The organism is Rickettsia bellii RML369-C (assembly GCF_000012385.1).
GTDB classification, from domain to species: Bacteria; Pseudomonadota; Alphaproteobacteria; order Rickettsiales; family Rickettsiaceae; genus Rickettsia; species Rickettsia bellii.
This window is the reverse complement of record NC_007940.1, coordinates 1,497,576-1,522,076: the sequence shown is the minus strand read 5'-3', so window position 1 is coordinate 1,522,076 and position 24,501 is coordinate 1,497,576. Positions and strand designations below refer to the sequence as shown.

Below are 24,501 nucleotides of genomic sequence, written 5' to 3'. Positions count from 1 at the left end.
ATTTTACACATACTAATGTGGATAAAAGTTTTTATAACTTATTATTTTTCTTATTAAAATTTTTTAAAAAATATCCAAAATCCTTATTAAATCAAGTAAATCTTGTATTGTTCACTTTAAACAAACAGTTTGTGGATAAAATTGTGAATAAGTAACATTTTTCTTTGAAAATATCACCTTTTCTAAGTAATAAAGAGCTATTACACTTAGTTATCCACTTATAAAAACTTAACTCAAATTTATGTGAATAATTATTAAAATTACTTATTTTATAGGAATATTTTTTATATATATTTTGTTGATAACTATGTAGAAAACATTTAATCTACATAATTCTACTTACATATACAACAAATAAAGAATATATTATACTTATTTTATTAGTAATAACATGACATTAATTTCCAGTCCTATTAAAAGATTAGATAACAAACCTCCAATTTGGCTAATGCGACAAGCTGGTAGGTATTTGTCTGAATATATGGCAGTAAGAAAAGAGGTGAAAAATTTTTTAGAATTTTGTTATGATGTAGATAAGGCAACAGAAGTAACACTCCAACCGATAAAACGTTTTGGCTTTGATGCAGCGATAATTTTTTCTGATATATTAGTATTGCCTCATGCTCTTGGTTGGGAAGTAGATTTTAAAGAAAATATTGGACCGTTACTAAAGCAATTTAAATCAAAAGAAGATTTTAAATATTTACAAGATAATTCAAATGATAAATTAGAAAAAGTATATGAAATAGTAAAAAAAGTAAGGAAAGAATTACCTAAATCTACTTCTCTAATAGGTTTCGCAGGTAGTCCTTGGACAGTAATGACTTACATGTTAGAAGGAAAAGGTAAGCAAGACTTTAGAGTTAGCAAAAAATTTATTTATGAAAATAAAGACTTAGCAAAAGAATTACTTAATTTTATTACAGAAAAAACAATTCATCATCTTATAAATCAAATAAAATCAGGTGCAAATATAATAAAAATCTTTGATTCATGGGCTGGTATTTTACCAGAAGAAGAATTTAAAAAATTTGTAATAGAACCAACGAAGAAAATAATAAAGAGTATAAAGGGATATTTTCCTGATATTCCTATTATTACTTTTCCTAAAGGTGCAGGGCTTTTATATGAAAAATTTTTAGAAGAAGTACCAACAGATATTATAGCTATTGATCCATTAATACCGCTTGAGAAAATGAAACTGTGGAGTAATAAAGTAACAGTGCAGGGTAATTTAGATCCGGTAATATTGCTTACTAATAAAAAAATAATAAAAGAAAAAATCCATAAAATTTTATCAATAATGGAAAATAAGAATTTTATTTTTAATTTAGGACATGGTATTTTACCGGAAACACCACCAGAAAATGTAGAATTTTTAGTAAAATGTATTAGGGAATATGAATATAAATAAAAAAAGAATAGCAATAGTGCTTTTCAATTTAGGAGGTCCAGATAGTCTTAAATCAGTGAAACCATTCTTATTTAATTTGTTTTATGATAAAGCTATTATTAATCTACCTAACCCATTACGTTATATTATTGCTAAATTAATATCTACAACGAGAGAAAAGAAATCTCAAAAAATCTATTCTTTAATAGGTGGAAAATCTCCTTTACTTGAAGAAACAGAGAAACAAAAATTAGCATTGGCAGAAAATTTAAAACAAGCTACCAATGAAGATTTTAATATCTTTATAAATATGCGTTATGCCTCACCAAAAATAGAAGAAACCATAAAGCAAATAAAAGAATATAATCCTACAGAGGTGATATTATTACCCCTATATCCACAATTTTCAACAACAACTACAGGTTCATCGGTAAAGAATTTTTTAAGTAACTTTAATATTAATATTCCGGTTAAAGTTGTTTGTTGTTATCCAGTAGAAGAAAATTTTATAAAAGCTCATACTGCTTTAATAAAAGAAAAAATATTTGATAAAAACTCTAGAGTATTATTTTCAGCTCATGGTTTGCCTCAAAAAATAATAGATGCAGGAGATCCATATAGTTTTCAAGTAGAAGAAACAGTAAAAGCAGTAGTTAAAGAGTTAAATATAAAAGATTTAGATTATAAAGTAACTTATCAAAGTAGAGTAGGACCTGTAGAATGGTTAAAGCCAAATACGGAAGATGAAATAGAAATAGCAGGGAAACAAAATAAAAATATAATAATTGTGCCTATAGCTTTCGTTTCTGAACATGTAGAAACATTAGTTGAACTCGATATTGAATATAAATTAATTGCAGATAAGTATAAAATAAAATATAATAGAACCCCAACGCTTAGTACAAATAAAATTTTTATTAAAAGTTTGACAAGTATTTTATTAAAATTTATTAATAAAAAAGAGGATGATTTTTTAGTAGCTAGTAGTAATGGTGAAAGAATATGTCCTGATAAATTTAGTAAATGTTTGTGCTTTACCTCATTTCCGCCTATGCGGGAATCTAGTAAATAAAAAATTATAAAAACAAGGATAGAAAATGGCAAATTACTACCTATGGTTTAAATCAATTCATCTAATTTCTACAATATGCTGGATGGCTGGATTATTATATTTACCACGAATATATGTTTATCATACTAAGGTCAAAGTAGGTAGTGAAACAGATAAGACTTTCCAAATAATGGAATTAAAGCTCCTTAGATTCATCATGAATCCCGCAATGATTAGCACCTTTATATTTGGTTTAATAAACGCTTATATTTATGGATTTGCTGCCCTTGATGCTTGGTTTCATGTTAAGATGTTTGCAGTATTAATTTTAGTAATATTTCATGGTTTACTTGCAAGATGGCGAAAAGATTTTGCCGTTGGCAAGAATGTTCATTCAGAAAAATTTTACCGCATAGTCAATGAAATTCCTGCCATTTGCATGATTGTTGCGGTTATTATGGTTATAGTAAAACCTTTTGACTGATATATAGTAATAGTAAACTGATTTGAACGCACGTAGTACGTTGTTTTCTTAGTCTCTTATCTTTTTAAAAAAACCTTTCATTAATAAGGCAGAATCTTCAGCAAAAATTCCGCTATATATTTCTGGTCGGTGGAAGCAGGCTTTGCTGTTAAAATATCTCAAATTGCTCTCAACTGCTCCATGTTTTGAATCAGAAGCACCATAAAATAAACGTTTCAATCTGCTATGAGCGATAGCTGCCGCACACATAGCACAAGGTTCTAGAGTAACGTAAATATCGTAATCGCTTAAATTTTTGGAAGATATAATTCTGCATGCTTCATTAATTGCAATAATTTCAGCATGATAAAGAGCATTATTTTTTTCTTCTGTGTTGTTATAACTTTTAGATATAATTTTCTGATTTTCTCTATCAACAATAACTGCTCCAACCGGCACTTCGTTTTTACTAAAAGCAATTTCTGCTTGTTTTAAGGCTTCTCGCATGAAAAAATTATCAAAATTCATCTGACAATATATTCACGATAATTGACATGCTCTTCCACCCCATAAGGATCTTGGTGGATTATTATTTCAGAGTCAGGGAATTCTTGTAATATATCAAAGGCAATTTCATCGCTAATTTCATGAGCATTATAAAGCGACATATTGCCATCCATTTCTAAGTGGCATTGTATAAAAGCTTTTTGGGCGGCATATCTAGTTTTCATTTCATGTACACCTTTCACGCCTCGATGCTTATTAATTATTGCAATAATTTTTTGTCTGTCTTGTTCTGGTAGTTCATGGTCAACTAAATTTTTAAAAGCTTTTTTGAATAAGGAATAAGAAGTATGAAATATATATAATGCAATAACCACCCCAAATAAAGGATCAACAAACCAAAAACGATCACTTAAATTTAAAGAGATAATTACTATAACATTAGTAAGTAAATCAGTAAAATAATGTAACTTATCGGCTTTAATTATATCTGATTTAGTTTTTTTTATTACATAGGTTTGATAAAGCACTAAGATAATTGTTAAAAATATACATATGTACATTATCATCGTACCATCGCTAATATTTTCCGGTTGTGTTTTTTCAAATAAGGATTTGATAGAGGAAAAACCGACAAAAAAAGCTGAGGCAAAGAAAAATATTGATTGAGAGAAAAGTGTTAAATCTTGCATTTTTTCATGCCCAAATCTGTGATGATAATCTGGTGGTTGCAATGCAAATCTTAAAGCTATTAAATTTATAAAAGAAGAAGTTATATCAAGCATTGAGTCAATCAAAGAAGCAAGTATTGATTGCGAATCAGTCACAAACCAAGCATATATTTTTACGCTTAGAATAATTAATGCCGTAGTAACTGATAAGTAAGATGCCGATTTTATTAATAAATTCCGACTATTAATGTCCATAAATAATATTTCTAATTCCTTTTAGTAGTTTAACAAAGAAAATATAAAATTCAATGATATACTCATTTAATTTGAAAAATTGGCTACGTCATCCTACAAGTACTTCGGTACTCACGTATTATTATACGCTGCGTTCCTCGTCTTGTGGATTCCTTGCTCTTTTCTAAATTAAACTTCGTCTATCTATATTGTTTTATACTTTACAAAATTCCAAAAACCGTATAATTAGTTATATATAGTACTTTAAAATGAGAAATCATATGAAAATAATATCTAAAATTATTGTTATATTACTTGCAGCTTCAATGTTGCAAGCATGCCAAGGTCCGGGCGGCATGAATAAGCAAGGTAGTGGTACGCTAATCGGTGGAACAGCAGGTGCATTACTAGGTTCTCAATTTGGTGGTGGTACAGGGCGTCTTGCTGCGGTAGGAGCAGGTGCATTACTTGGTGCAATCCTTGGTAACCAAATTGGTGCAGGTATGGATGAACAAGATAGAAAACTTGCAGAGCTTACCTCCCAAAGAGCTTTAGAAGCTGCACCAAGTGGTAGCAGTGTACAATGGCGTAATCCTGATAATGGTAATTATGGTACTGTAACACCAAGCAAAGCTTATAAAAACAATACCGGTCAATATTGCCGTGAATATACCCAAACAGTTGTAGTAGGTGGAAAACAACAAAAAGCTTATGGCACTGCCTGCCGTCAACCTGATGGACAATGGCAAGTTGTTAATTAAGTCCTATGTCATTCCCGCATAGGCGGGAATCCAGAAAAAAAGTATAAATACAGCAAGCTTTTAAAGTTAAAAGCTCGATTTATCTCGCTTTATGCCTAGATTCCCGCCTATGCGGGAATGACATTTTATACATTCACAGGAGCAACCAATGACTTTTGAAATAACAAGTACGGCATTTAAGCATAACGAGCGTATTCCTGATAAATTTACTTGTAAAGGTCAGAATATTTCTCCACATTTAGAGTGGAACGGCTTCCTTTCAAATACTAAATCTTTTGTTTTAATTATGGATGACCCAGATGCTCCGGTAGAATTAGCACCGCCGCACGGCATATGGGATCATTGGATAATCTACAATATTCCGGCTTCTATAACGCAGCTCCAAGAAGGAGAAGTAAATGATGATATTAAAGTTTTAAATAATAGTTGGAAAGAAAAGAAATATGGTGGTCCATGCCCGCCAGCAGGTAAACCTCATCGGTATTTTTTCAAGCTATATGCTTTAAATGATTATCTTGAACTTGAAGAAAATGCTAGTAAGCAGGATTTAGTACTGGCTTTGCAAAAGCACCTTTTAGGGCAGGCGGAGCTGATAGGTATTTACTCGACGTAAATAGTTCTTTTAGTTTTTTGTGTCATTCCTGCGAAAGCAGGAATCCATCATAAAGCGAGATAATATCGAGCTTTTTATTTTAAAAACTTTCTATTTTTATGTTTATTTTTACTGGATTCCTGCTTTCGCAGGAATGACATAGGGAGTTAATTAGTCTTGAAAAAGCCCATAATAGAATTTCATAACGTATCTAAAAAATTCGGTAATAAATTACCAATAAATAATGTTAGTTTCACTGTTAAAAAAAATAATATTACCACTTTAATAGGACCAAACGGGGCAGGTAAAACTACTATAGTTAGGTTAATGCTTGGGCTTGAAAAACCAACAAGTGGCGAAATTATAATTGATCCTAGATTAAAGATCGGTTATGTGCCGCAAAAATTTAACCTAAGTTCTGATTTGCCAATTACAGTAAAGAAATTTTTAGATTTATTAGCACCAAATAATCTTACTAATGATATTAAAGAAATCCACTCATTCATTGATTTAGAACGTTTAAAAGATCAAAAAATTTCTACACTTTCAGGCGGACAGTTTCAAAAGATAGTTCTTGCATCCTCTTTGCTTAGCAAACCCGATCTAATTATTTTAGATGAGCCACTGCAATCTTTAGATGTCACAAGCCAGCAAGAATTTTATCAACTTATTAGTTTAATCCGTAAGAAGCTAGATATTACTGTTTTCATGATTTCACATGATTTATTTACAGTAATTAAAAATTCTGACCAAGTAATATGCTTAAACGGTCATATATGTTGCACCGGAACCCCAAACGCTATAACTCCAAATTCTGATTTTTCAAACGCCCTTTCCTCTCTAGGCTTTTATACTCACCACCATGATCACAAGCATTAGTCTATCATCTGCTGGATAGTATATTTTTTATGTTAACTTAATAGGGATGCATTTTTCTATAGGAGTGTTTAATCCCTCAATGATCGAATCGCTTAATTCTTTGTTAGAAGCTACAAATATTGTTTCTTGTATATCTTCATCAGTAATTAAATATGTCATATTTTATTCCACGAACCACGTTGATCTTGAGTAAAACAGTCTATAGTGTTTTCCTGTTTAGTAATTTGGTTTATTTTTAAATTCAGCTTTTTTAAATCTTCCGGTAAATAGGTTATTATAATTATTCTTTTAAAATCGCTGACATACTCTTTAGCTTGTAAAATTTTCTCTATGTTAGTCGGTGAGATAATAATAAGCACACTAGCGTTATTGGGATTTTGTAATGTATCAGTAATGTAAATAGGCTGTTTTTCAGGTTGTGGGTCAACTTTACTGCCGTGAGGGATAAATTGTTTGCGGGAATAAGTCCAGAGGTTTTTATTTAGCATTTCTTGCTGCTCTGTATCAACAGTAAGTACAACGCTCTTAAGATCAGAATAATAACACTTCTCTATCAAAAGAAAAATTGCTTTCAGCAGTAATTCATCACTTGTTTGATAAATACTAAATTGCTGCATAAAAACCTTAATATTATTCTTATGAGAAAAAATTTAAGTGGTACGGATGAAGGGACTTGAACCCCTACGCCTTGCGGCACAAGAACCTAAATCTTGCATGTCTACCAGTTCCATCACATCCGCATATACTCGTTTATTTGAAAAATTGGCTATGTCGTCTTTGTAAATCCTTAGATGCTCACATACCTTTGTACGCTCCGCGGCTTACAGACTCCATGCTCTTTTCCAAATAAAACTTCGTCTATTATTTTTTATAGTATTTGAAAAATTGGCTGTATCGTTCAATTTTTCTGTTATGTCATTCCCAGCAACGGCGGGGATCCAGTAACATTTAATGTTTCCATTAAAAAATTATAATACACATCGTATAATTTTTGTAAATCGCTAATTTTGGTATATTCATTTATTTTATGTGCAGTGTCTGATAATAAACCGAATTCTACTAAGGGGCAATAATTTTTAACAAATCTTGCATCGGATGTACCGCCGCTTGTAGAAAATTTTGGTTTTATATTAAGAGTTTTTTCTACTATTGTAGCAAATTCTTTTATCTTATCATTAGGATTTTGAATAAAACTATCGGCAGAGCTATTATATTCTAGCGTATAATCTAATTTATGCTTTTGGCAGTGTTGTTTAATAATTTCTTCTACCTGTTTTGCTAGAGTTTCTGCACTATGTAAGTTATTAAAACGTATATTAAAATGTACAGTTGCTGTTTCAGGAATCACATTTGTAGTATTATTATCAACGTCAATATTTGTTACTTCGAGGTTTGAATTTTGAAAAAATTCAGTCCCTTTATCAAGTTTAATATTTGTTAGTTCGTTTAATATTCTTATCAAGCAAGGTAGTGGATTATTTGCTTTTTGCGGATAAGCTACATGCCCACCTAAGCCTTTTACAGCCAACTTAAAATTAATACTTCCTCTTCTGCCAATTTTAATTGTGTCCCCTATCTCTTTTTCGCAAGTAGGTTCGCCAACAATAGCAAAATCAATTTCGTGTCCTTGATTATATATATATTGTAGCATCTCCTTAGTGCCGTGCTTTGCCTTTCCCTCTTCATCGCTAGTAAGTAAAAAGCTAATAGAGCCTACAAAATCGGTATTATTTTTTATGAAGTCTAAGCTAGCTGCTAAAAAACATGCAATTGACCCTTTCATATCAACCGTCCCTCTACCATATATTTTTCCCTCCTGCTCATGAGCTTTAAAGGGATTAGAATTGTGCCAAAGGTTAGGATCACCAGCAGGAACTACATCAACATGCCCAACAAAGCAAATATTAGGTTTACTATTGCCATAAACAGCATAAAGATTAGTAACTTGCTCGGTCTCACCAAAAATTTTTACCTCGGTCTTAAAGCCATGTTCTTTAAGCAAATCGTCAATATATTCAATAGCTCCGTTACTCTGGGGAGTTAGGGATTCGAACCCGATCAAGTTTTTTAGGTAGGTAGTGTGCATTAGAGTTATTTTTGACTATCTAGTTGTTGCTAAAATCTTTTTACCAAGTAGTGTGATTTTTTCTATAACAATCTTTTTGGTTAGTAGGAATAATATTTTTAGTATCTCTATATGCAGAGCCAACTAAATTATAATTATTATTCTTTACTTCTTTTAAGTCTATCCTCTCAAAACTAAATTCAAACATATCAATTTTTGAATTTTCAACGACTTTTTTGAAATTGAAAGAATTATTTTTTCTTTTTTTTGTTGTTTGAGGTGGTACTAGTATTTTTTTTCATAAAACCAATAGTATCTTTGGTAATTAGGTTTATGTGCGTCAGTGAAATAAAGTATTGATGTTTTTACTCCCGTATAAGGTAGAAAAGTACCTTGCGGTAGAGAAATAACGGTTTGTAATTTTGCTTTCGATAATAAAAACTGACGAACGGCAGCTGTATCTCTTCTAAATAAAAATCTTTCAGGTACTACTAATGCCATCCTACCGCCTTCTCTTAAATTCTGAAGACAATGAAAGACGCAAGCGGCATCACCGTTATTTTTAGCGATGCCATTATAATAAAGATGTGCAATATGATTTTCTGTTACAGTTTTACCGTTTTTAATAGTCTTTTTAGTAATTTCCTGAGAAAAAGGCATATTAGTAACGATTATATCAAATTTTAATGTTTGATTAGTTGTAGGTCTGATATATTTTGAATTTTCAAGACTGTTTATCTGCTGGATTCCACTATGTCCGTCACCATGTAGAATCATATTCATTTTTGCGATTCTAGCGGTTGTAGTTATTTCTCGCCCATATAATGTATTATGCCTTAATCTTTTCAAGTCTTCGTCAGTGTTAATTATATTATTTTCTTTGATATATTTAAAAGCTTCTGTTAAAAACCCTCCACTGCCACAAAAAGGATCATATACTGTTTCACCAAATTTAGGGTCTACATAATTGATCGTAAGCTTTATTATATTTTTAGGAGTGAAATATTCACCCAAATAATCACAGGTTGATCTAGTTTTTTCTAAAAAATACTCAAACGCATTATCTTTTATATTTGTTGAAGATAAAATAAGAGGATCAATTGCGTCGATAATATGACGAAGAGTATGGGAATTGCTTAGAGAAATAGGGGTGAAAACATCACCACCATATTTATTCTTAATTTGTTCTATAACATGTCCGTTAATGTAACCGATAATATCGTCATCTGATTGAGCCTTGATGCTATTCCACCAAGATTTTTCATTATTCTCACTTAGTAATTTCAAGAATAATATATTTGCAAATTCGCTAAATCTTTCTATCCCTGCTCGAAGCCCCTCGCTTCTTAAAAGGTTATTTAAGTTTTTAAATACGGATATCAATTCCTCACGTGAGACTTTGACCTCTTTAGGTATAGTCCAAGCTTCGTGGCTATTTACGTCTATAAAAGCTAATAATTCTTTTTCACGTAGTAATTCTTTTACTTCATCGCCGTTTAATATAAGCTCTTTATTGTTAGCGACAAAACGAGCTTCACAATAAGCTCCGTTCATTGCGAATACTATAGGAATATCAAGCAATTTTGCATATTCTGCTGCTTGCTCTAAAGCTTGAGTTAAATCCTTACCTGTTTTCTTTGCTTCTATTATTGCAATAGGTCTATCAGTGTTACTTTCATATAAAATATAATCTGGTCGCTTTCCTTTTAACTTAGTTTGTTCTGTTTTTAACTTAGGCTTTTGAAAATAAACATTTTTTTTAACATCATTATCTATATGCCAACCTTTATTTACTAGGTTGTTACTGATAATCCACTCAGTTTGTTGTTCTGCTAGCATAAAATTTAATACTAAAATATCTTAATTAATAATTATATATTCCTATATATATTCGTACAAGACTATAATGTTACTTAAGCATAAAAACAACTTTTATCCTATTTATAAGAATAAATTACTATTAAAAACTATACTTTGACTTTATTAAAAAGTTTCAATAATTTATATTAATAATCTCGATATAATATTAAATAGCATGAGTATAGATAATAAACTAAAACAATAAATATACCGGCTTTGTTTATTTCTTTTGTGATCATAATTATCTTGTTTATATTAAATTATAAGCAAGTAAAGCATCTATTATATTATACAATTGTTGGGGTGCTTTTATGGGTAAGTATGGTCGAGGCAGGTATTCACGGAACTTTATGCGGAGCTATAATAGCACTTTTTATACCAGTTAATATTAAAGGACAAATTAATAGTTCTTTTCATAAGCTTGAAAAATTAATACAGCCTTTTGTAAATTATTTTATTTTACCTTTATTTGTGTTTATGAATTCTGGAGTTCTTCTAAAAGATTTCTCCTTTAGAAGTGTTTGCTCTAGTTTAACTTTTGGAATAATATTAGGTTTATTCATAGGTAAACAACTTAGGAGTTATGCTATTTTCCTATCCATGCGTGAAGTTTAATTTCTGTAGCCTACCAAGTAATACTTCGTGGTTAAAATTTTATTCTATAGCAATTCTTGGAGGAATTGGTTTTACCTTAAGCTTATTTATAGGCGGTATTACGTTTGAAGGTGGTTGCCCCTCAAACTCTATGAGAGTAGCAGTAATTATCGGTTCGCTACTTTCTGCGTTGTTTGGTATATTAGTAATGAGATATTGTACAAAAAGTAAATAATATAATGCTTTTTCCTGTATTTTAAATTGACAAGTTTTTATTTGCTTCATAAAATCTAAATTCAATTTGATAAAGGTAAAATATGCGTTCAATAATTCTAACTTCTATATTAGTCTCTGTAGCTTTCTTAACTAGTGCTTGTAACACAATGCAGGGAGCAGGGCAGGATATGCAAGCTGCGGGTAAAAAACTTGAACAATCAGCAGAAAACAACAAACCTAAAAAAAGTTGTAGCTGTAGTTAATAAATCGTTACTAAATAGGTCGTTACGTTTAACATAACGACCTATTTATTTCCTATTCTAATTTCAACTCTTCTATTTCTTCCTTAGGTAATCCTGTAAATTCTATTATTTGTTCAATAGTTTTACCTTGTTTTATCATCATTTGTATTAATTCAGCCTTACCCTCAACCTTACCCTCAGCTTTACCTCTTTCTTCAGCTCTTTTAACGGCACTAGCTTCAATTCTAAGCCAATTTAAGCGATTCTCATATTCTTCTCTTTCTTCATCACTTAAATTTATTACCTCAAGCACATTTAATGCTTTCTTTAGCTCTTTATTGTTTAATTCTTTAGGTAGCCTATCTTTATTTAACAAGTCATTACGTGTTAGAAATGCAACCCATATATCTAATGAACTCTTAACTTTCTTTATAAGATCAGATAGTTCTTCTTTAGCCTTACTGGCAAACTTATTAAGTTCTATAGTATGTAGTTCTATATCCTTAAAATATGTAATACCACTTTTCTTCTCAGTTAAATGAAATGCATTATGATAATTATCCGTATTTGTAATGCTTGTAAAATAGTATATGTATACCTATTGCTTTGTTTAATTCTGAATAATTTGCTCCCTCTTTTAGCTGCTGTGTATACATCTTTGCCCAGTAATATAAAGGTCTTTTATCATAATCAGCTTCATCCGTTACCTGTATTTCGATATTAAACATTTTACCCGTTTCGCCTTTGGCTTTAATGTCTAAAACAGAAAGCTTATCATTTAAAAAATTCTTTGGATTATATGGATTAAGTAATATTACTTCTTTTATCTGATCTTCACTGCTTACTATAGAATTAATAAGTGATATCAATAAATCCTTATTCTCTTCCACTCCAAAGATTTTTTTAAATGCTAAATCTACTCTCGGATTAACTTTATACATATCTTTTTTATTTTATTTATTGTTTAATTATACCATATTTTAAGGTAAATGTTCTACCGTAAATTTATGTTAGATCTTTTGCTTATTTACCAATCTATATATTTCTTTTTTGCTATATGTATTTTTAAATTTTTCATAAGCAAGGTCAGTAGTAGTTTTAGCACTCAAATTTTTACTCAAACATGATTTTATTAATTCTATTAAATCGAGTTCCAGCTTTTCTTCTTGTTCTTGTAAAACCCCCGAAATTAGTAATACTATCTCGCCTTTTAGAGTATTATTTTGATAAAATGCTATTACTTCATCGATATTTGCAGTTTTAATTTCTTGATAAAGCTTAGTAAGCTCACGTGCTACACATATTTCACGATTTCCGAGTATTTCCTTAGCTATTAATAAAGTATTTATTAAGCGGGGTGCAGCCTCAAAGAAAATTAGCGTAGCACGAATGTTTGCAAATTCAGTAAAGAGCTTTTTCTTGCTTTCGATAGTTTTGGGTAAGAATCCGCAAAATAGAAAGCGATCAGTAGGTAGAGCAGATAATGTTAATGCTGTGATTGGTGAAGAGACACCAGGCACTACATCTATGGGGAAATTTAGCGATCTTAAATCTCGTACTAATTTATATCTAGGGTCAGAAATTAAAGGAGTGCCGGCATCAGAAATTAAGCTTACTATCTTATTTGCTTTTATTAGATTTATAATATTTTCTCTGTCTTTCTCATCACTATGATCATTGTAAACTTGTAATTTAGTACGAATGTCATGTTTTGCTAGCAATTTTTGTGATATTCTAGTATCCTCGCATAAGATAATATCCGAGTTTTTTAGGGTTGATATAGCACGAAGTGTGATATCTTCAAAATTGCCGATCGGTGTCGAAACAATATATAATCCTGCTTTTAAAAACATAATTTTTAAATCTTGTAGTAATATTATGGCTAGTATAACACGAAACTTTGCAAAAATCATTTTAATGTTTTTTTGTTCCTTATATCTATCATCCTGTCAAACTTCCAAAGAAGAAACTATTGTACCTGTAAAAAAAACACAAAAAGAAATTGAGATTGCAATTTTAATGCCTAACCAAGGTCCTGATGGTATTGTTGGTAAGCAATATAAAGATTTGATTAAAATGGGTCTTAATGATGGGGTAAAATCTTATATCCATGTTACATCATATGATGGTTCAGATGAGAAAAATGTATTAGCTGCTATGGATAAAATAGTAGCACGCAAAACTAAAATTATTCTAGGTCCTTTATATTCTAACTTTACTTCTTTAATAGCCGAGAAAGCCAAAGCCAATAATATTGTTATAATAACTATGTCAAATAATCCAGCTCTTGCAGATGATAAATTATTCGTATTTGGTCATGCACCTTTAAAGCAGCTAATCCGGATCGTTAATTATTATGGAAGTAGTCATAAGGATTTTATGGCATTACTGCCTACAGGCAAACACTCTCAAACTGTTAGCCAAGTTATGCAAAATATTTTGATTCAGAAAAATGCCACCTTAGCACTTACTGAATTTTATGAAGATAATCCTGAATCTATTGCAAAGGCTGTAAAAAATGTTTCGGATAATACCGATATTATAAATGAACGCAGCGATACAACAAAGCCTATTATTTATATATCGGATGATCCAAAAAATTTAAGCCTACTTGCTGGTAGTATTAATAAATATAATTTAGATAAAAAAGCTATACTAATCGGTGATAACCGCATCGATGTAGATTATCCAGAAAATATTGATATTAGCTTTACTGGCTCGTTAAATACTCTTAACAGTAACGTTCCTGAGCGAGCAAAAGCCCTCGGAATTAATCATATGGGGTTTATGCATCTACTTTCCTATGATTTAGGACGTATGACTGCCAGCTTCATAGGAAATGAATTTGATTTAAGCAGATTTTTAAATAGAATAAATAGTAGACAAAATTATATAGGACTATCTGGTAATATCCATTTTATCGATTCGATAGCCCAAAGACAATATGATATTATTAGAAAAGAAAATGGTACTTACACTACTGTTTCTGGAAGTTAAATAGATAATTTAAAGTAATTATTGCGACGAAAATTATTTTTCTTAGATTGTACAATGTCATTTCTGCACAAGCGGAAATCTAGGAAAAAAGTATAAATACAGCAAGCTTTTAAAGTTAAAAGCTCGATTTATCTCGCTTTATGCTGGATTCTCGCTATTGCTGAGAATGATACAGAAACCATGCAACAAGTCATAGGATGATATTAGAGATATTTTTATATTGTATCCTCATATAGAGAATTATTCCCTAATATATCCAAACAATGTTGTAAATAATTTACAGCCTCTCTGTTACCGTACTGCGAGAATAATTCTATAGGAGTTTCTCCTTTAGCATTGTGAATAGTTAAATCAGCACCATACTTAATTAAGATTTTAGCAACCTCGAAATTGTTTTTTTCAGCAGCATAACATAATGGGGTATCTCCATAACCATTTTTGGCATTTATATCTGCTTTTTTGTGCTGAAGTTTGTTGTTCTTAAGAAAATTTTTTAGGGGTTCTAAATTTCCTTTGTCTATTGCAATAGACAATTCAGAAAATATAGTTTGTGCAGTTTTATCTAAATATACATTTCCTCTAGATATTAAGCCTAAATCATCTTTTATATTGTAATACAATTCCTCATCCTTAAGCCCATTCTCGTACGCTTCAGTTTGCAATGAAGTTTTTCCCCCTATAAATTCCCCAGTTTCTTTACCTGAAAACATTTGTACCCTCATAATTTTTTAATACAATATTAACTAATAAACTATATTTTTATATAATTCAATTATTAATTATCCACCAATTCTTGCTATGCAAATTCTTTCGGTAATTTCTTTTAATTTTTCTATTCGCTCAATAAGATAAAGCAGCTGTTCTTTGCTAATTTTATAATTTTTATCATATCGTGCATCATCGATGTCATCCCGTGGCTTGCTAACTAGATCCAGAAAATAATAAAAAATACTAACGTATTTTTAACTGGCTCTAGTTCATAAATCACGGGATGGACAGGGGAAGAATGATCCACGCTGGCAATACCGCCACAGGATGACATCGAAGCAATTCTCAAACCACAAAATAAAATTTCAGCAATATCTAATCTTTTTTAGTGCTGTCATCCTCTTTCATGCCGTCTTTGAAAGCTTTTAAACCTTTGGCAAGGTCGGACATAACTTGTGGTAATTTACCAGCACCAAATAATACAAAAATAATTAATAGAATTATTAATAAATGGCTGAAGCTCATTCCCATAGTATTTCTTGCTATATAAGTTAAAATTTTATTATATTATATATTATAAATCTAATCCAGAGCAAAAATGTTTACCAAAAAACAATTCTCAGAATTCTTTGTTACTTTCTTTTATATCGGAAAAATAAAATATTGCCCAGGTACTTTCGGCTCTCTTGCTGCTTTTCCTTTATGTTACGCTGTAATGTATTTTGTTGTTGATAATAAACTAATTATTCCTTTTGCAAATCTTACGCTTAATGAAGCTCAGCTTGTCAGTGTGGTCATTATAGCCTCTGCTATATGTCTATTACTCCTAATACTTGGTACATATTTTACTAAAATATACTTAAATTATACAGATTCTAAAGACCCGAAAGAAGTAGTAATTGACGAGGTAGTAGGGCAAATGCTAACTGTTATTTTAGTATTTTTCTCAGTAGTTTTTGCAAATGAATCAAATCTAATAAAGTATTTTAGTACTTTAAAAGTTAGTATAATATTACTTTTTATATTACCTTTTTGTTTATTTCGTCTTTTTGATATATTAAAGCCTTGGCCTATTAATTGGCTTGATAAAAATATTAAAGGTAGCCTTGGGGTTATGGTTGATGATCTAGCTGCTGCAATCTTTGCCGCAGTAACACAATATGCGATTGTGTTTGTGTTAATTGATAAAACCTATTGAAGCTTTATGTTAAGTATGTTATAATTAATTTATGATTAATTAAGGAGTAAATTATGTATTACTATTATCAAAATTTAAAAATATCTCGATTATGTAATTTAACAAACAGGTTTAAACAATGTCTATCTCACCAATTATCCAGCTTATAAAAATTCCATCCCTCACATTTAGTTGTGTTGCGGCTAATTTAATATCTTTCACCACTCCATTCTCATACTACTACACCAAAGTTTCTTATTATCGATATTAATATCGAATTCTAAATTATTACCAATTAACTAAATTCTCTTTTGTTTATTATTATTTGACTTCTTTGTCTTAAGCATTCGGTGTCATCCCGTGGACAAGCCACGGGATGACAATTATGACGTTTTTAATACTTCAAAAGAGAATAAATTAAATCAAACAATATTATTCTTACGAGGAAACTATGTCATCTTTATTAGACCACCCAATGGTGTGTTCTGAGCAATGGGAAAAATTTACTGAAACAGATCATGAAATTTGGAAAACATTATTTAACAGACATACCGAATTATTAAAAAACAGAGCTACAAACGAAATAGTAGAAGGAATAGAAAAATTAAAAATTTGTAACGATCGAATTCCTAAATTTACGGAGCTTAATAGAATATTAATGAAAGAAACCAATTTTTCTATAATACCGGTAAAAGGTTTTATACCTGAAGATTTATTTTTTAAATTTCTAGCAGAACGTAAATTTCCGTCTACCTGTTTTATTCGTCAGCCTCATCAGCTTGATTATTTGGAAGAGCCCGATATATTCCATGACGTTTTCGGTCATGTGCCGTTACTTGTAAATCCTGTATTTGCTGATTTTATGCAGCAATTTGGGCTAAAAGGTTTAGAAGCCATTGAAGCGGGTATGCTTAAATTTGCCTCAGCTTTATACTGGTTTACGGTTGAATTCGGACTCATCCAGTCAAATAATGGCTTGCGAATATACGGAGCTGGTATTATTTCCTCTAAAGGTGAATCTATTTACTCTTTAGAATCAGAAATTCCTATGCGTTTGGAGTTTGATTTAAATAAGGTGATAAAAACAGAGTATGAGACGGATTCTTTCCAGAAAACATATTTTGTAATTAAAAGTTTTCAACAGCTATTTGATATGCTAAATAATCTAGACTGGAAAAAGATAAAACAATAATAATTAAAAAATAGGTTTATTATGACAATAACATGTTCACTAAGTGATAAAAAATGTATTCCATGTGAGGGAGGTGTTCCACCTCTTGAGAAAAAAGAAATCGATAAATTACTATCTGAATTACAAAATGAATGGATAGTGAATGAGTCAGGACATCTATACAAAAAGTATAAATTTCCTGATTTTATGCAACCTATAGAATTTGCTAATAAAATAGCCGCACTTGCTGAGCAGGAAGTACATCACCCGGATTTGACTATATCTTGGGGAGCGTGCATAGTAGAAATATGGACTCATAAAATTGATGGTCTTACTGAGAGCGATTTTATTTTAGCCGCAAAGATAGACCTTTTGCAAAATTGACTTCTAGAGGTAATTTGTACGTCAATCCGGTACTCGGATCCTCACGTAGGTTTACTACGTGAGTACCGCAGCACTTATAATATGACTTAGCCAATTTTTCAAATAAAACGAGTATATCGCTTTAAATTATCATTGACTAATTGCCAATATAATAATATGATACGACAAATATTTATAAATTTTTAAAGAGATATTTTTCATGTTCGCAGTTATAAAAGCAGGTGGAAAACAATATAAAGTAGACCAAAACAGCGTTATTAAAGTCGAAAAAATTGAAGGTGAGCTTGGCTCTAAAATTCAACTTAATCAGGTTTTAATGATGGGTGAGTATTCAAAGCCTTCTTTTATCGGTACTCCATTAGTAAAAGGAGCTGTTGTTACAGCTGAAATTACTAACCAGCTTAGAGATAATAAAATTATAGTTTTTAAGAAAAAACGTAGAAAAAATTATCGTCGTAAAGCCGGTCATCGTCAAGAATTGACAGAGCTGAAAATATTAGATATTACAAAACAATAATAGAATTTTTGTAAAAGTTAATAATAAAGGAATCATAAGATGGCAACCAAAAAAGCTGGTGGTAGTTCTAGGAACGGAAGAGATTCAGCCGGTCGAAGACTAGGCGTTAAAAAAGCTGATGGACAATATGTAATACCTGGCAATATTATAGTTAGACAACGTGGTACAAAAATCCATCCTGGAGTAAATGTTGGGATTGGTAAGGATCATACTATTTTTGCTTTAACATCAGGAAGAGTAGAGTTTTTAACTAAGCGTGATCATAAAATAGTAAACGTTACAGAAATCGCTAGTGCATAATTAAGGATTTGTGGGATTGCCTGTGTAGATCTTTTTTCTCTGTCATCCCGTGATTTATTCACGGGATCCAGTTAAAAATGCTATAAATTAGCATTCTTTAAATGGATTGCTTCGTCAATTACTTCGTAATTTTCTCGCAATGACGGAAAAACTGATCCACGCAGGGCAAGCCTTACGCAGGAATGACATTATAGTTAACTAGACTGCCGTACCTTTAGCTATGCATCTCCTCGCAATGACGAAAAAACTAAACAATATTAATACCCCACAAAAACAGCAGTAATAGGCTTCTATATATGGCCTTAATAATTCAAAAATTTGGTGGCACTTCCGTTACAACTATTGACAGAATAAAAAAAATCATCCCTATTATAAAAGCTGAAATAGCTAAAAATAATCAAGTAATTATAGTAGTTTCTGCTATGGCAGGGGTCACTAATCAACTTGTTACATTATGTAATGAAGTATCAAGTCTTAATAAATCATCTCAACTTGCAGAATATGATGTAGCACTTTCTAGCGGTGAAATAGTTACGGCTTCATTGCTTGCACTTGCTCTTCAAGAAGAAAATATAAATGCCAGATCATTTTTGGCGTGGCAATTACCAATTTTGACTGATGATAATCACAGTAAAGCTTTAGTAGAATCAGTTGACACAAACTTATTGAACGAATGTTTACAACAAAATATTATTCCTATAATTGCTGGCTTTCAAGGAATCAATAAACATAATAGATTAGCTACATTAGGTAGAGGTGGTTCTGATACTACCGCTGCTTTAATTGCTGCCGCTATGAAAGCAGATAGGTGCGATATTTATACGGATGTAGAGGGTGTATTTGCTGCTGATCCAAGAATTATTCCAAAAGCAAAAAAGATAGATGAGATAGACTTTTCAGAAATGCTAGAGCTAGCATTAAGTGGAGCAAAAGTATTACATTCAAGGGCAGCAGAGATAGTAATGCGATATCAAATAGATATGCGTATTCTTTCAACTTTTGCACCTGAAGCAGGTTGCACGTTAATCACTTCAAAAGATAAAATTATGGAAAAAAGAATAATTAGCGGTATTACTTCTAATAAAAATTTATTATATATAACTATAGAAAGCTCTTCGTTAAACTTTATTCAAGTTGCGAGTATCATTGCACAAAATAATAATCATATTGAGGTGATGCAAGAAATAGAGCCTAACAAAAGATATAGTTTTATTACTAATTTAACAGATAAAAATAGTTTACATATACTACTTACTAATTTGAAAAATAATAATCAAATAAGTAATTTTACCTTTGATACTGAAATTGCTACAGTTTCAATTATTGGTCATGGGATTAAAAATGATTTGAAATTGCTTGAAGTGATATTATCAAAATTAGCAAAAGATAATATTAATGTTCAAATGGTACAAATATCGGAAATTAAGATTATTCTATTAATAAATGATAAACAAGTAGAGAAAACAGTTCTCGATTTATATGATCTTCTTAAAATATCTGAAACAGGACATTGTTAACACTTAAATACATGTATCTTGGATTAACGCTTATTTAACTTTCCAAATTTTGAAGTATTTTCGGTATAATTAATTAAAATATCTTAAAACTTATTACTTATATCGTGAAATATCTTCTATTTGTCATTTATTAGTTATATATTAATAAATAATCTATACAAACTATAAATTCTTATCATTTAGAAATAAATTGTTATAACTCTTAAGCTTTTTAGGAGTGAATATTTACGGGAAAAAATAATGAGCGATAAAGAAAATTTAAGAGATAATATAAGTTATCATTTAAAAGAAAAGGTAAAAGAAGAATTAAAAGAAAGAGGTATTTCAGCATATAAACTTGCTGCAGAAACAAATACCAATGAAACTTTATGGAAAAATTTTATAACAAAGGAACAAACAATATTACCTAGCTCAGAAGCAATTGTTCGGTTTGCCGATTATATAGGAGCTGCATTAGATGATGTTATTGGCAGAGATCTTGCTAAAGAAATAGAGTTAAAGAAATCGAAAGAAATAAATGTTAACAAGAAAGAAGTAGAATCAAAGATACCAGCATTTTTAACTCAACTACCAAAAGAAGCACTTCAATCTGTTATGGAAGTAAGAGAAAAAACAGCAGGGTTTGCACATAAAGCAGTACAAAAGCCAAATGAGCCAAAAAAATCTTTTGTAGAAAAAGAGCAAGCTAAACGATCTAATAAGCAAACAGAAAGATCACGTTAAAATAAAAATATGTTTTATAACCTTGATCCTAATATTAAGCCTAAAAATTTGCTTGATATCTTAAAGTGGAAAATGACTTCAAAAAAGTCAGAATGGTTACCATTATCGGAATCTATCACAACCGATATTCCTCCAATAACTCATGATAAAAATGTAAGAGTAAGCTATGTAGGTCACGTTACTTTCTTAATTCAGGTACAAGGTCTAAATATTTTAACTGATCCAGTATGGTCGGAGCGAGCAAGCCCTTTTACTTTTGCAGGACCGAAAAGAATAGTAAAGCCCGGTATTGATTTTGCTGATTTACCTAAAATTGATTTTATACTAATAAGCCATAATCATTATGATCATTTAGATATTAAAACGATTAAGGATTTATGGCTACGAGATAAGCCTAAAATTATTACTCCTCTTAAGAATGATATAATAATAAAAAAAACATATTAAAGATGCTGAAATTATTACTTTAGGGTGGGGTGAATCTTACAAAGATCAAAATATAGAATATTGCTTAGAGCCTGCACAACATTGGTCAGCTAGAGGAATATTTGATAAGAACGAAGCGTTATGGGGAACTTTTATTATTAAAACTAAGATGGGTGATATTTGTTTTATAGGCGATTCAGGTTATAATGCAAATATTTTTAAAGAGATCGGCGAAAAATATAACATTTTACTTAGCCTTATTCCAATAGGAGCTTATGAACCAAGATGGTTCATGCAACCGGTACATATGAATCCTGAGGAAGCAGTACTTGCTCATCTAGATTTGCAGTCTAAATTTTCTGTAGCAAGCCATTTTGATGTTTTTCAATTAGCTGACGAAGCCTTTAACGCAGCTCCTTTAGAGTTACAGCAAGCAATCAAAAAGCATAACATCCCAGACAATAAATTTATCATCCCGAAAGTGGGTAATTTTTTCTTATTTGATAAGAATGAAATGAATTAATCTGGAACATGGTAATCTAGTATAATTATATTATGGCTTATTTCCTTATGCATATGCTCAATCAATTTTGAATAATCCTTAACACACTGTTCTTATAGAAAATATTCTTTATTAATATGGAAGAAGTGAAGAAAAAGAATATGTTGATGAATACGCATATAAGCAAAGGGAATTATAGCAAGGAGATAAAGAGCACTGAGATATCAGCAGGAGTTAGTATAAATGCTAGAGGTCCAATTAATGTAGAGATAGAAGCAGGTAAGAAGCCTGCCTGGCTAAGTATGATAGAGGGCAGGGGGAATGTAAATATTACGGAGGTAAAAGGTGAGAGTAAAGGCTGGGATCGTAAGACACGTACATTAACTCCTCAAGCTCAAATGGTAATAGGGACAGCAGTAACGGCAGCAACAGCGGAAGTAGGTGGTGCAGTTGGAGCCGGAGCTGTAGGTAGTGCTATAGCGGCTGGGGTGAGTGGCTTTGCATCAAGTGTGGTGGTAGGAACGATCAATAATGGTGGGAATGTAGGGAAAGGTCTTAAATCAGCTACCAGCAAGGAGGCTATGAGATCGCTAGGCAAAGATATGCTAACAGCTGGTGTTATAACGGGAGTAATGAACGGAACCGGTTTTGGTAATGTAGCAGAGAAAGCGAAGCTCGGCGGGGTAGCTGGTCGTAATCAGGCGATATTTGAGAGGGTGCTGCTGCGTACCACAGTCAACACAGCGATTAAGGGGGGTAGTCTTCGGGATAATTTCAAGAGTGAGGCGTTATGCGGGGCTTTAGCAGCCGGTCAAGGCTATATCGGGGACATAGGACAGCGATATGGTCTAAGCGAGGGCGGAGCTGCTAAGGTGGTGATGCATTCGGCACTTGGTGGGACGTACGCCTTAGCAAGCAAGGGTAATGTTGCTATAGGTATGCTTGCCGGCGGTATGGGTGAGGCTTTGAGCGGTCTTACCTCGCCTGAATCTTCAGCCCACGCCTTCTCTGGCACTGGTGAAAGCGGCACAGGCTTATCTAATTGGAACGACACTATAGTCGCAGCTACTGCGATGCTTGCCGGCGGCTCTGCTTCTGACATTTCCACCGCCACCACTGTCTCTTCCTCCGTGGTGGAGTATAATGATATATTACATCAAGAACATAGAGATATAATTGCCGCAGCTAATAGAAGCGGTAGTGTAGAAGAAAGAATGCAGCTTGAAAATGTGATGCTAGCGATACAGGGAGGAGAGGTAGGAGTATTACCACACGATCTATATTATAAAGAAGTAAATCGTAGAGTAAAGCTTGGAAAAGAAGATAGAGAAACCCAAGAGCATATAAAGAAAGTAGCAAGAGAATTAGGAAAAGAAAATAGTTTAGGTAGAACTAATTATCAAAAAGTTAGAGATAAAGTATCAGAATATGATGGAATCTATTTTAGGTTAGAAGGAGCAGCTAAGCTTGGAATTGGGGTAAGTGAGATATATGGGAGTGTATTAGCTGGAGGTGGATTATCAGCAGTAGGATTTCCTACGATAGGGCTTGGTGTAGCAGGAGTTGGGGGTGCATCTGGGTATAATTTAGCAGTTGAAGGGAACAACCAATTATGGGGAAATACGCAGCATGTACCTACGCAAGGAGCAAGAGTACTTGCAAGCACAAGAATAGACCAACCAACATATTATGAAGAGAAAGCACCTGAACTAATTATTAATGCAAGTATAATAGCAGCTTTGTCATATGGATTAAATAGATATGGTGTTCCATTAATAGATGGAACACTAAAATATGGAGCAAATCCAAAATTAGCATTGAGAGATATAACACAAAAAGGAAAACAGCTAAAACAAGAAGCTTTGGAAATCGGTTTCTCACTTAAGAATTCTACTGTAAATGGGTGGAATAAAGGTACAAAGTACGTAGGAGGTAAAGTCGAGAAGGTAGAAAGATTTTTCAATCCTGGAAAAGCGGTTGTAAATAAAATTGAAAAGCTAACTGATGATATTACTAATATCTATAATAAACGTGACACCAAGCTTAACCATTTGCAGAATGAAATAGCAGATGCACAAAATATACTTTATCCTACTTTACCTCCTGCTAATACTACGACATCTGCAACTAGTTTGACTAAAAATGTTGTGGAAGAAAGGGTAACTAAAATAGGAAAGGTAGCTAATACTAAATTAGATATGGGACCATATGGTAAAGTAGGAGGTCATCATCCATATGCTAAAAAAGCTTTTGAAGGGCATGTTAATTATGATCCTAAAAAAGGCTTCGCTATTAGTGAAAAATTTATGCATGAAAATAAATTGCGACACGAAGATATGACAACTGCACAGAGAAGATTATTTGGTGAACTATATAAAAGCGGTAGACCTAACACTTTGCAAGAACATACTCGTATAGCGGTTGAAGCTTTAAAAGCAGGAGGGGCAACAGAGCAACAAGCAAAAGATATTGTAGCCAAAGCTTTGCAACAGTTAAGAAAAGATAAGGTATTGGCACCTACCAATATCCCTTGGTATAATAAAAAATAAACAAC

At 31.7% G+C, this 24,501-nt stretch carries 27 protein-coding genes, 1 tRNA gene and 3 pseudogenes; 19 read left to right on the top strand and 12 right to left on the bottom strand.

All coding sequences use genetic code 11. From position 1 onward, the window contains the following. Positions 1-391 precede the first annotated feature (391 nt). From hemE to hemJ, 3 genes are read left to right on the top strand one after another with little or no spacing between them, the layout of a single operon-like run. The gene (gene hemE / locus RBE_RS07450) at positions 392-1,414 is read left to right on the top strand and encodes a uroporphyrinogen decarboxylase (protein WP_011478079.1); all 1,023 of its coding nucleotides are present in this window, start codon (positions 392-394) and stop codon (positions 1,412-1,414) included. Beyond that, a complete protein-coding gene (gene hemH / locus RBE_RS07445) occupies positions 1,401-2,465 on the top strand; it encodes a ferrochelatase (protein ID WP_011478078.1) in 1,065 nt (354 codons plus the stop codon). The genes hemE and hemH overlap by 14 nt, the downstream gene beginning before the upstream one ends. A 25-nt stretch (positions 2,466-2,490) precedes the next feature. Then, a complete protein-coding gene (gene hemJ, locus RBE_RS07440; RefSeq protein ID WP_011478077.1) occupies positions 2,491-2,928 on the top strand; it encodes a protoporphyrinogen oxidase HemJ in 438 nt (145 codons plus the stop codon). A gap of 48 nt (positions 2,929-2,976) precedes the next feature. Here the strand turns inward: hemJ and RBE_RS07435 are convergent, their stop codons facing one another. Together RBE_RS07435 and RBE_RS07430 are read right to left on the bottom strand one after the other, a co-directional pair. After that, on the bottom strand, positions 2,977-3,435 hold the full coding sequence (locus tag RBE_RS07435) for a nucleoside deaminase (RefSeq protein WP_011478076.1): 459 nt from the start codon (positions 3,433-3,435) through the stop codon (positions 2,977-2,979). Beyond that, entirely contained in the window at positions 3,432-4,337 is a 906-nt protein-coding gene (locus RBE_RS07430; protein WP_011478075.1) for a cation diffusion facilitator family transporter, read from the bottom strand. Before RBE_RS07430 ends, RBE_RS07435 begins: the two co-directional genes overlap by 4 nt. A 260-nt stretch (positions 4,338-4,597) precedes the next feature. Here RBE_RS07430 and RBE_RS07425 point away from each other — a divergent pair, with 260 nt between their 5' ends. From RBE_RS07425 to RBE_RS07415, 3 genes are all read left to right on the top strand, one after another. Next, on the top strand, positions 4,598-5,077 hold the full coding sequence (locus tag RBE_RS07425) for an RT0821/Lpp0805 family surface protein (RefSeq protein WP_011478074.1): 480 nt from the start codon (positions 4,598-4,600) through the stop codon (positions 5,075-5,077). Between the two features lie 148 nt (positions 5,078-5,225). Further along, positions 5,226-5,690: a YbhB/YbcL family Raf kinase inhibitor-like protein gene (locus RBE_RS07420; protein WP_011478073.1), complete on the top strand. Its 465-nt coding sequence runs from the start codon at positions 5,226-5,228 to the stop codon at positions 5,688-5,690. A gap of 156 nt (positions 5,691-5,846) precedes the next feature. Continuing rightward, positions 5,847-6,548, top strand: a complete 702-nt coding sequence (locus RBE_RS07415) for an ATP-binding cassette domain-containing protein (protein ID WP_011478072.1) — start codon at positions 5,847-5,849, stop codon at positions 6,546-6,548. 27 nt (positions 6,549-6,575) lie between these two features. Here RBE_RS07415 and RBE_RS09550 read toward each other — a convergent pair whose 3' ends face one another. The 6 genes from RBE_RS09550 to RBE_RS08190 form a co-directional block, all read right to left on the bottom strand. Further along, a complete protein-coding gene (locus RBE_RS09550) occupies positions 6,576-6,707 on the bottom strand; it encodes a hypothetical protein (RefSeq protein ID WP_012152315.1) in 132 nt (43 codons plus the stop codon). Further along, complete coding sequence (locus tag RBE_RS07410) at positions 6,704-7,165, bottom strand: DNA polymerase III subunit chi (protein ID WP_011478071.1); 462 nt, start codon at positions 7,163-7,165, stop codon at positions 6,704-6,706. The genes RBE_RS09550 and RBE_RS07410 overlap by 4 nt, the downstream gene beginning before the upstream one ends. A 38-nt stretch (positions 7,166-7,203) precedes the next feature. Then, positions 7,204-7,288 (bottom strand) — tRNA-Leu (locus tag RBE_RS07405). A 170-nt stretch (positions 7,289-7,458) separates the two neighbouring features. After that, positions 7,459-8,634 carry a succinyl-diaminopimelate desuccinylase gene (gene dapE / locus RBE_RS07400; protein ID WP_011478070.1) on the bottom strand — a complete coding sequence of 392 codons (1,176 nt, stop codon included), beginning with the start codon at positions 8,632-8,634 and terminating at the stop codon, positions 7,459-7,461. Between the two features lie 40 nt (positions 8,635-8,674). Continuing rightward, a complete protein-coding gene (locus RBE_RS08980; RefSeq protein ID WP_155980508.1) occupies positions 8,675-8,821 on the bottom strand; it encodes a hypothetical protein in 147 nt (48 codons plus the stop codon). Positions 8,822-8,898: 77 nt separating this feature from the next. After that, on the bottom strand, positions 8,899-10,452 hold the full coding sequence (locus RBE_RS08190) for an HsdM family class I SAM-dependent methyltransferase (protein WP_011478069.1): 1,554 nt from the start codon (positions 10,450-10,452) through the stop codon (positions 8,899-8,901). Positions 10,453-10,668: 216 nt separating this feature from the next. Between RBE_RS08190 and RBE_RS09665 the strand changes: the two are divergent. Beyond that, positions 10,669-11,302: pseudogene (locus tag RBE_RS09665) on the top strand (Na+/H+ antiporter NhaA); the annotation flags it as partial. A gap of 82 nt (positions 11,303-11,384) precedes the next feature. Continuing rightward, positions 11,385-11,546, top strand: a complete 162-nt coding sequence (locus RBE_RS07385; RefSeq protein WP_011478066.1) for an entericidin A/B family lipoprotein — start codon at positions 11,385-11,387, stop codon at positions 11,544-11,546. A 52-nt stretch (positions 11,547-11,598) separates the two neighbouring features. Here RBE_RS07385 and RBE_RS09405 read toward each other — a convergent pair. Together RBE_RS09405 and rsmI are read right to left on the bottom strand one after the other, a co-directional pair. Next, positions 11,599-12,466, bottom strand: a pseudogene (locus RBE_RS09405) (Rpn family recombination-promoting nuclease/putative transposase). Positions 12,467-12,535: 69 nt separating this feature from the next. Beyond that, complete coding sequence (gene rsmI / locus RBE_RS07370) at positions 12,536-13,378, bottom strand: 16S rRNA (cytidine(1402)-2'-O)-methyltransferase (protein WP_041804963.1); 843 nt, start codon at positions 13,376-13,378, stop codon at positions 12,536-12,538. 25 nt (positions 13,379-13,403) lie between these two features. Between rsmI and RBE_RS07365 the strand changes: the two genes are divergently transcribed. Next, positions 13,404-14,522 (top strand): penicillin-binding protein activator, encoded by a 1,119-nt coding sequence (locus RBE_RS07365; protein WP_011478062.1) that lies wholly within the window; start codon positions 13,404-13,406, stop codon positions 14,520-14,522. Between the two features lie 215 nt (positions 14,523-14,737). On the opposite strand, the gene RBE_RS07360 is transcribed toward RBE_RS07365, so the two are convergent. Together RBE_RS07360 and RBE_RS07355 are read right to left on the bottom strand one after the other, a co-directional pair. Further along, positions 14,738-15,232 carry an ankyrin repeat domain-containing protein gene (locus tag RBE_RS07360; protein ID WP_012152308.1) on the bottom strand — a complete coding sequence of 165 codons (495 nt, stop codon included), beginning with the start codon at positions 15,230-15,232 and terminating at the stop codon, positions 14,738-14,740. Positions 15,233-15,605: 373 nt separating this feature from the next. After that, entirely contained in the window at positions 15,606-15,761 is a 156-nt protein-coding gene (locus tag RBE_RS07355; protein ID WP_011478060.1) for a twin-arginine translocase TatA, read from the bottom strand. Between the two features lie 67 nt (positions 15,762-15,828). On the opposite strand from RBE_RS07355, the gene RBE_RS07350 reads away from it, so the two are divergent. From RBE_RS07350 to RBE_RS08165, 10 genes and pseudogenes are all read left to right on the top strand, one after another. Next, positions 15,829-16,428: a phosphatidylglycerophosphatase A family protein gene (locus RBE_RS07350; RefSeq protein WP_011478059.1), complete on the top strand. Its 600-nt coding sequence runs from the start codon at positions 15,829-15,831 to the stop codon at positions 16,426-16,428. Between the two features lie 430 nt (positions 16,429-16,858). Beyond that, positions 16,859-17,599 carry a phenylalanine 4-monooxygenase gene (locus RBE_RS07345; RefSeq protein ID WP_011478058.1) on the top strand — a complete coding sequence of 247 codons (741 nt, stop codon included), beginning with the start codon at positions 16,859-16,861 and terminating at the stop codon, positions 17,597-17,599. 21 nt (positions 17,600-17,620) lie between these two features. Further along, positions 17,621-17,962 carry a 4a-hydroxytetrahydrobiopterin dehydratase gene (locus RBE_RS07340; RefSeq protein WP_011478057.1) on the top strand — a complete coding sequence of 114 codons (342 nt, stop codon included), beginning with the start codon at positions 17,621-17,623 and terminating at the stop codon, positions 17,960-17,962. Positions 17,963-18,161: 199 nt separating this feature from the next. Beyond that, on the top strand, positions 18,162-18,479 hold the full coding sequence (gene rplU, locus RBE_RS07335; RefSeq protein ID WP_011478056.1) for a 50S ribosomal protein L21: 318 nt from the start codon (positions 18,162-18,164) through the stop codon (positions 18,477-18,479). A gap of 39 nt (positions 18,480-18,518) precedes the next feature. After that, positions 18,519-18,779, top strand: a complete 261-nt coding sequence (gene rpmA, locus RBE_RS07330) for a 50S ribosomal protein L27 (RefSeq protein ID WP_011478055.1) — start codon at positions 18,519-18,521, stop codon at positions 18,777-18,779. A 296-nt stretch (positions 18,780-19,075) separates the two neighbouring features. Then, positions 19,076-20,296, top strand: coding sequence for an aspartate kinase (locus RBE_RS07325; RefSeq protein ID WP_011478054.1), 1,221 nt, complete (start codon positions 19,076-19,078; stop codon positions 20,294-20,296). A 240-nt stretch (positions 20,297-20,536) separates the two neighbouring features. Beyond that, a complete protein-coding gene (locus RBE_RS07320; protein ID WP_011478053.1) occupies positions 20,537-21,019 on the top strand; it encodes a hypothetical protein in 483 nt (160 codons plus the stop codon). Positions 21,020-21,028: 9 nt separating this feature from the next. Continuing rightward, positions 21,029-21,524, top strand: a pseudogene (locus RBE_RS09540) (MBL fold metallo-hydrolase); the annotation flags it as partial. Next, on the top strand, positions 21,519-21,968 hold the full coding sequence (locus tag RBE_RS09535) for an MBL fold metallo-hydrolase (RefSeq protein WP_081178364.1): 450 nt from the start codon (positions 21,519-21,521) through the stop codon (positions 21,966-21,968). The pseudogene RBE_RS09540 and the gene RBE_RS09535, both read left to right, overlap by 6 nt. A 116-nt stretch (positions 21,969-22,084) precedes the next feature. After that, positions 22,085-24,496 (top strand): DUF637 domain-containing protein, encoded by a 2,412-nt coding sequence (locus RBE_RS08165; protein WP_011478050.1) that lies wholly within the window; start codon positions 22,085-22,087, stop codon positions 24,494-24,496. The last annotated feature ends 5 nt before the right edge of the window (positions 24,497-24,501 follow it).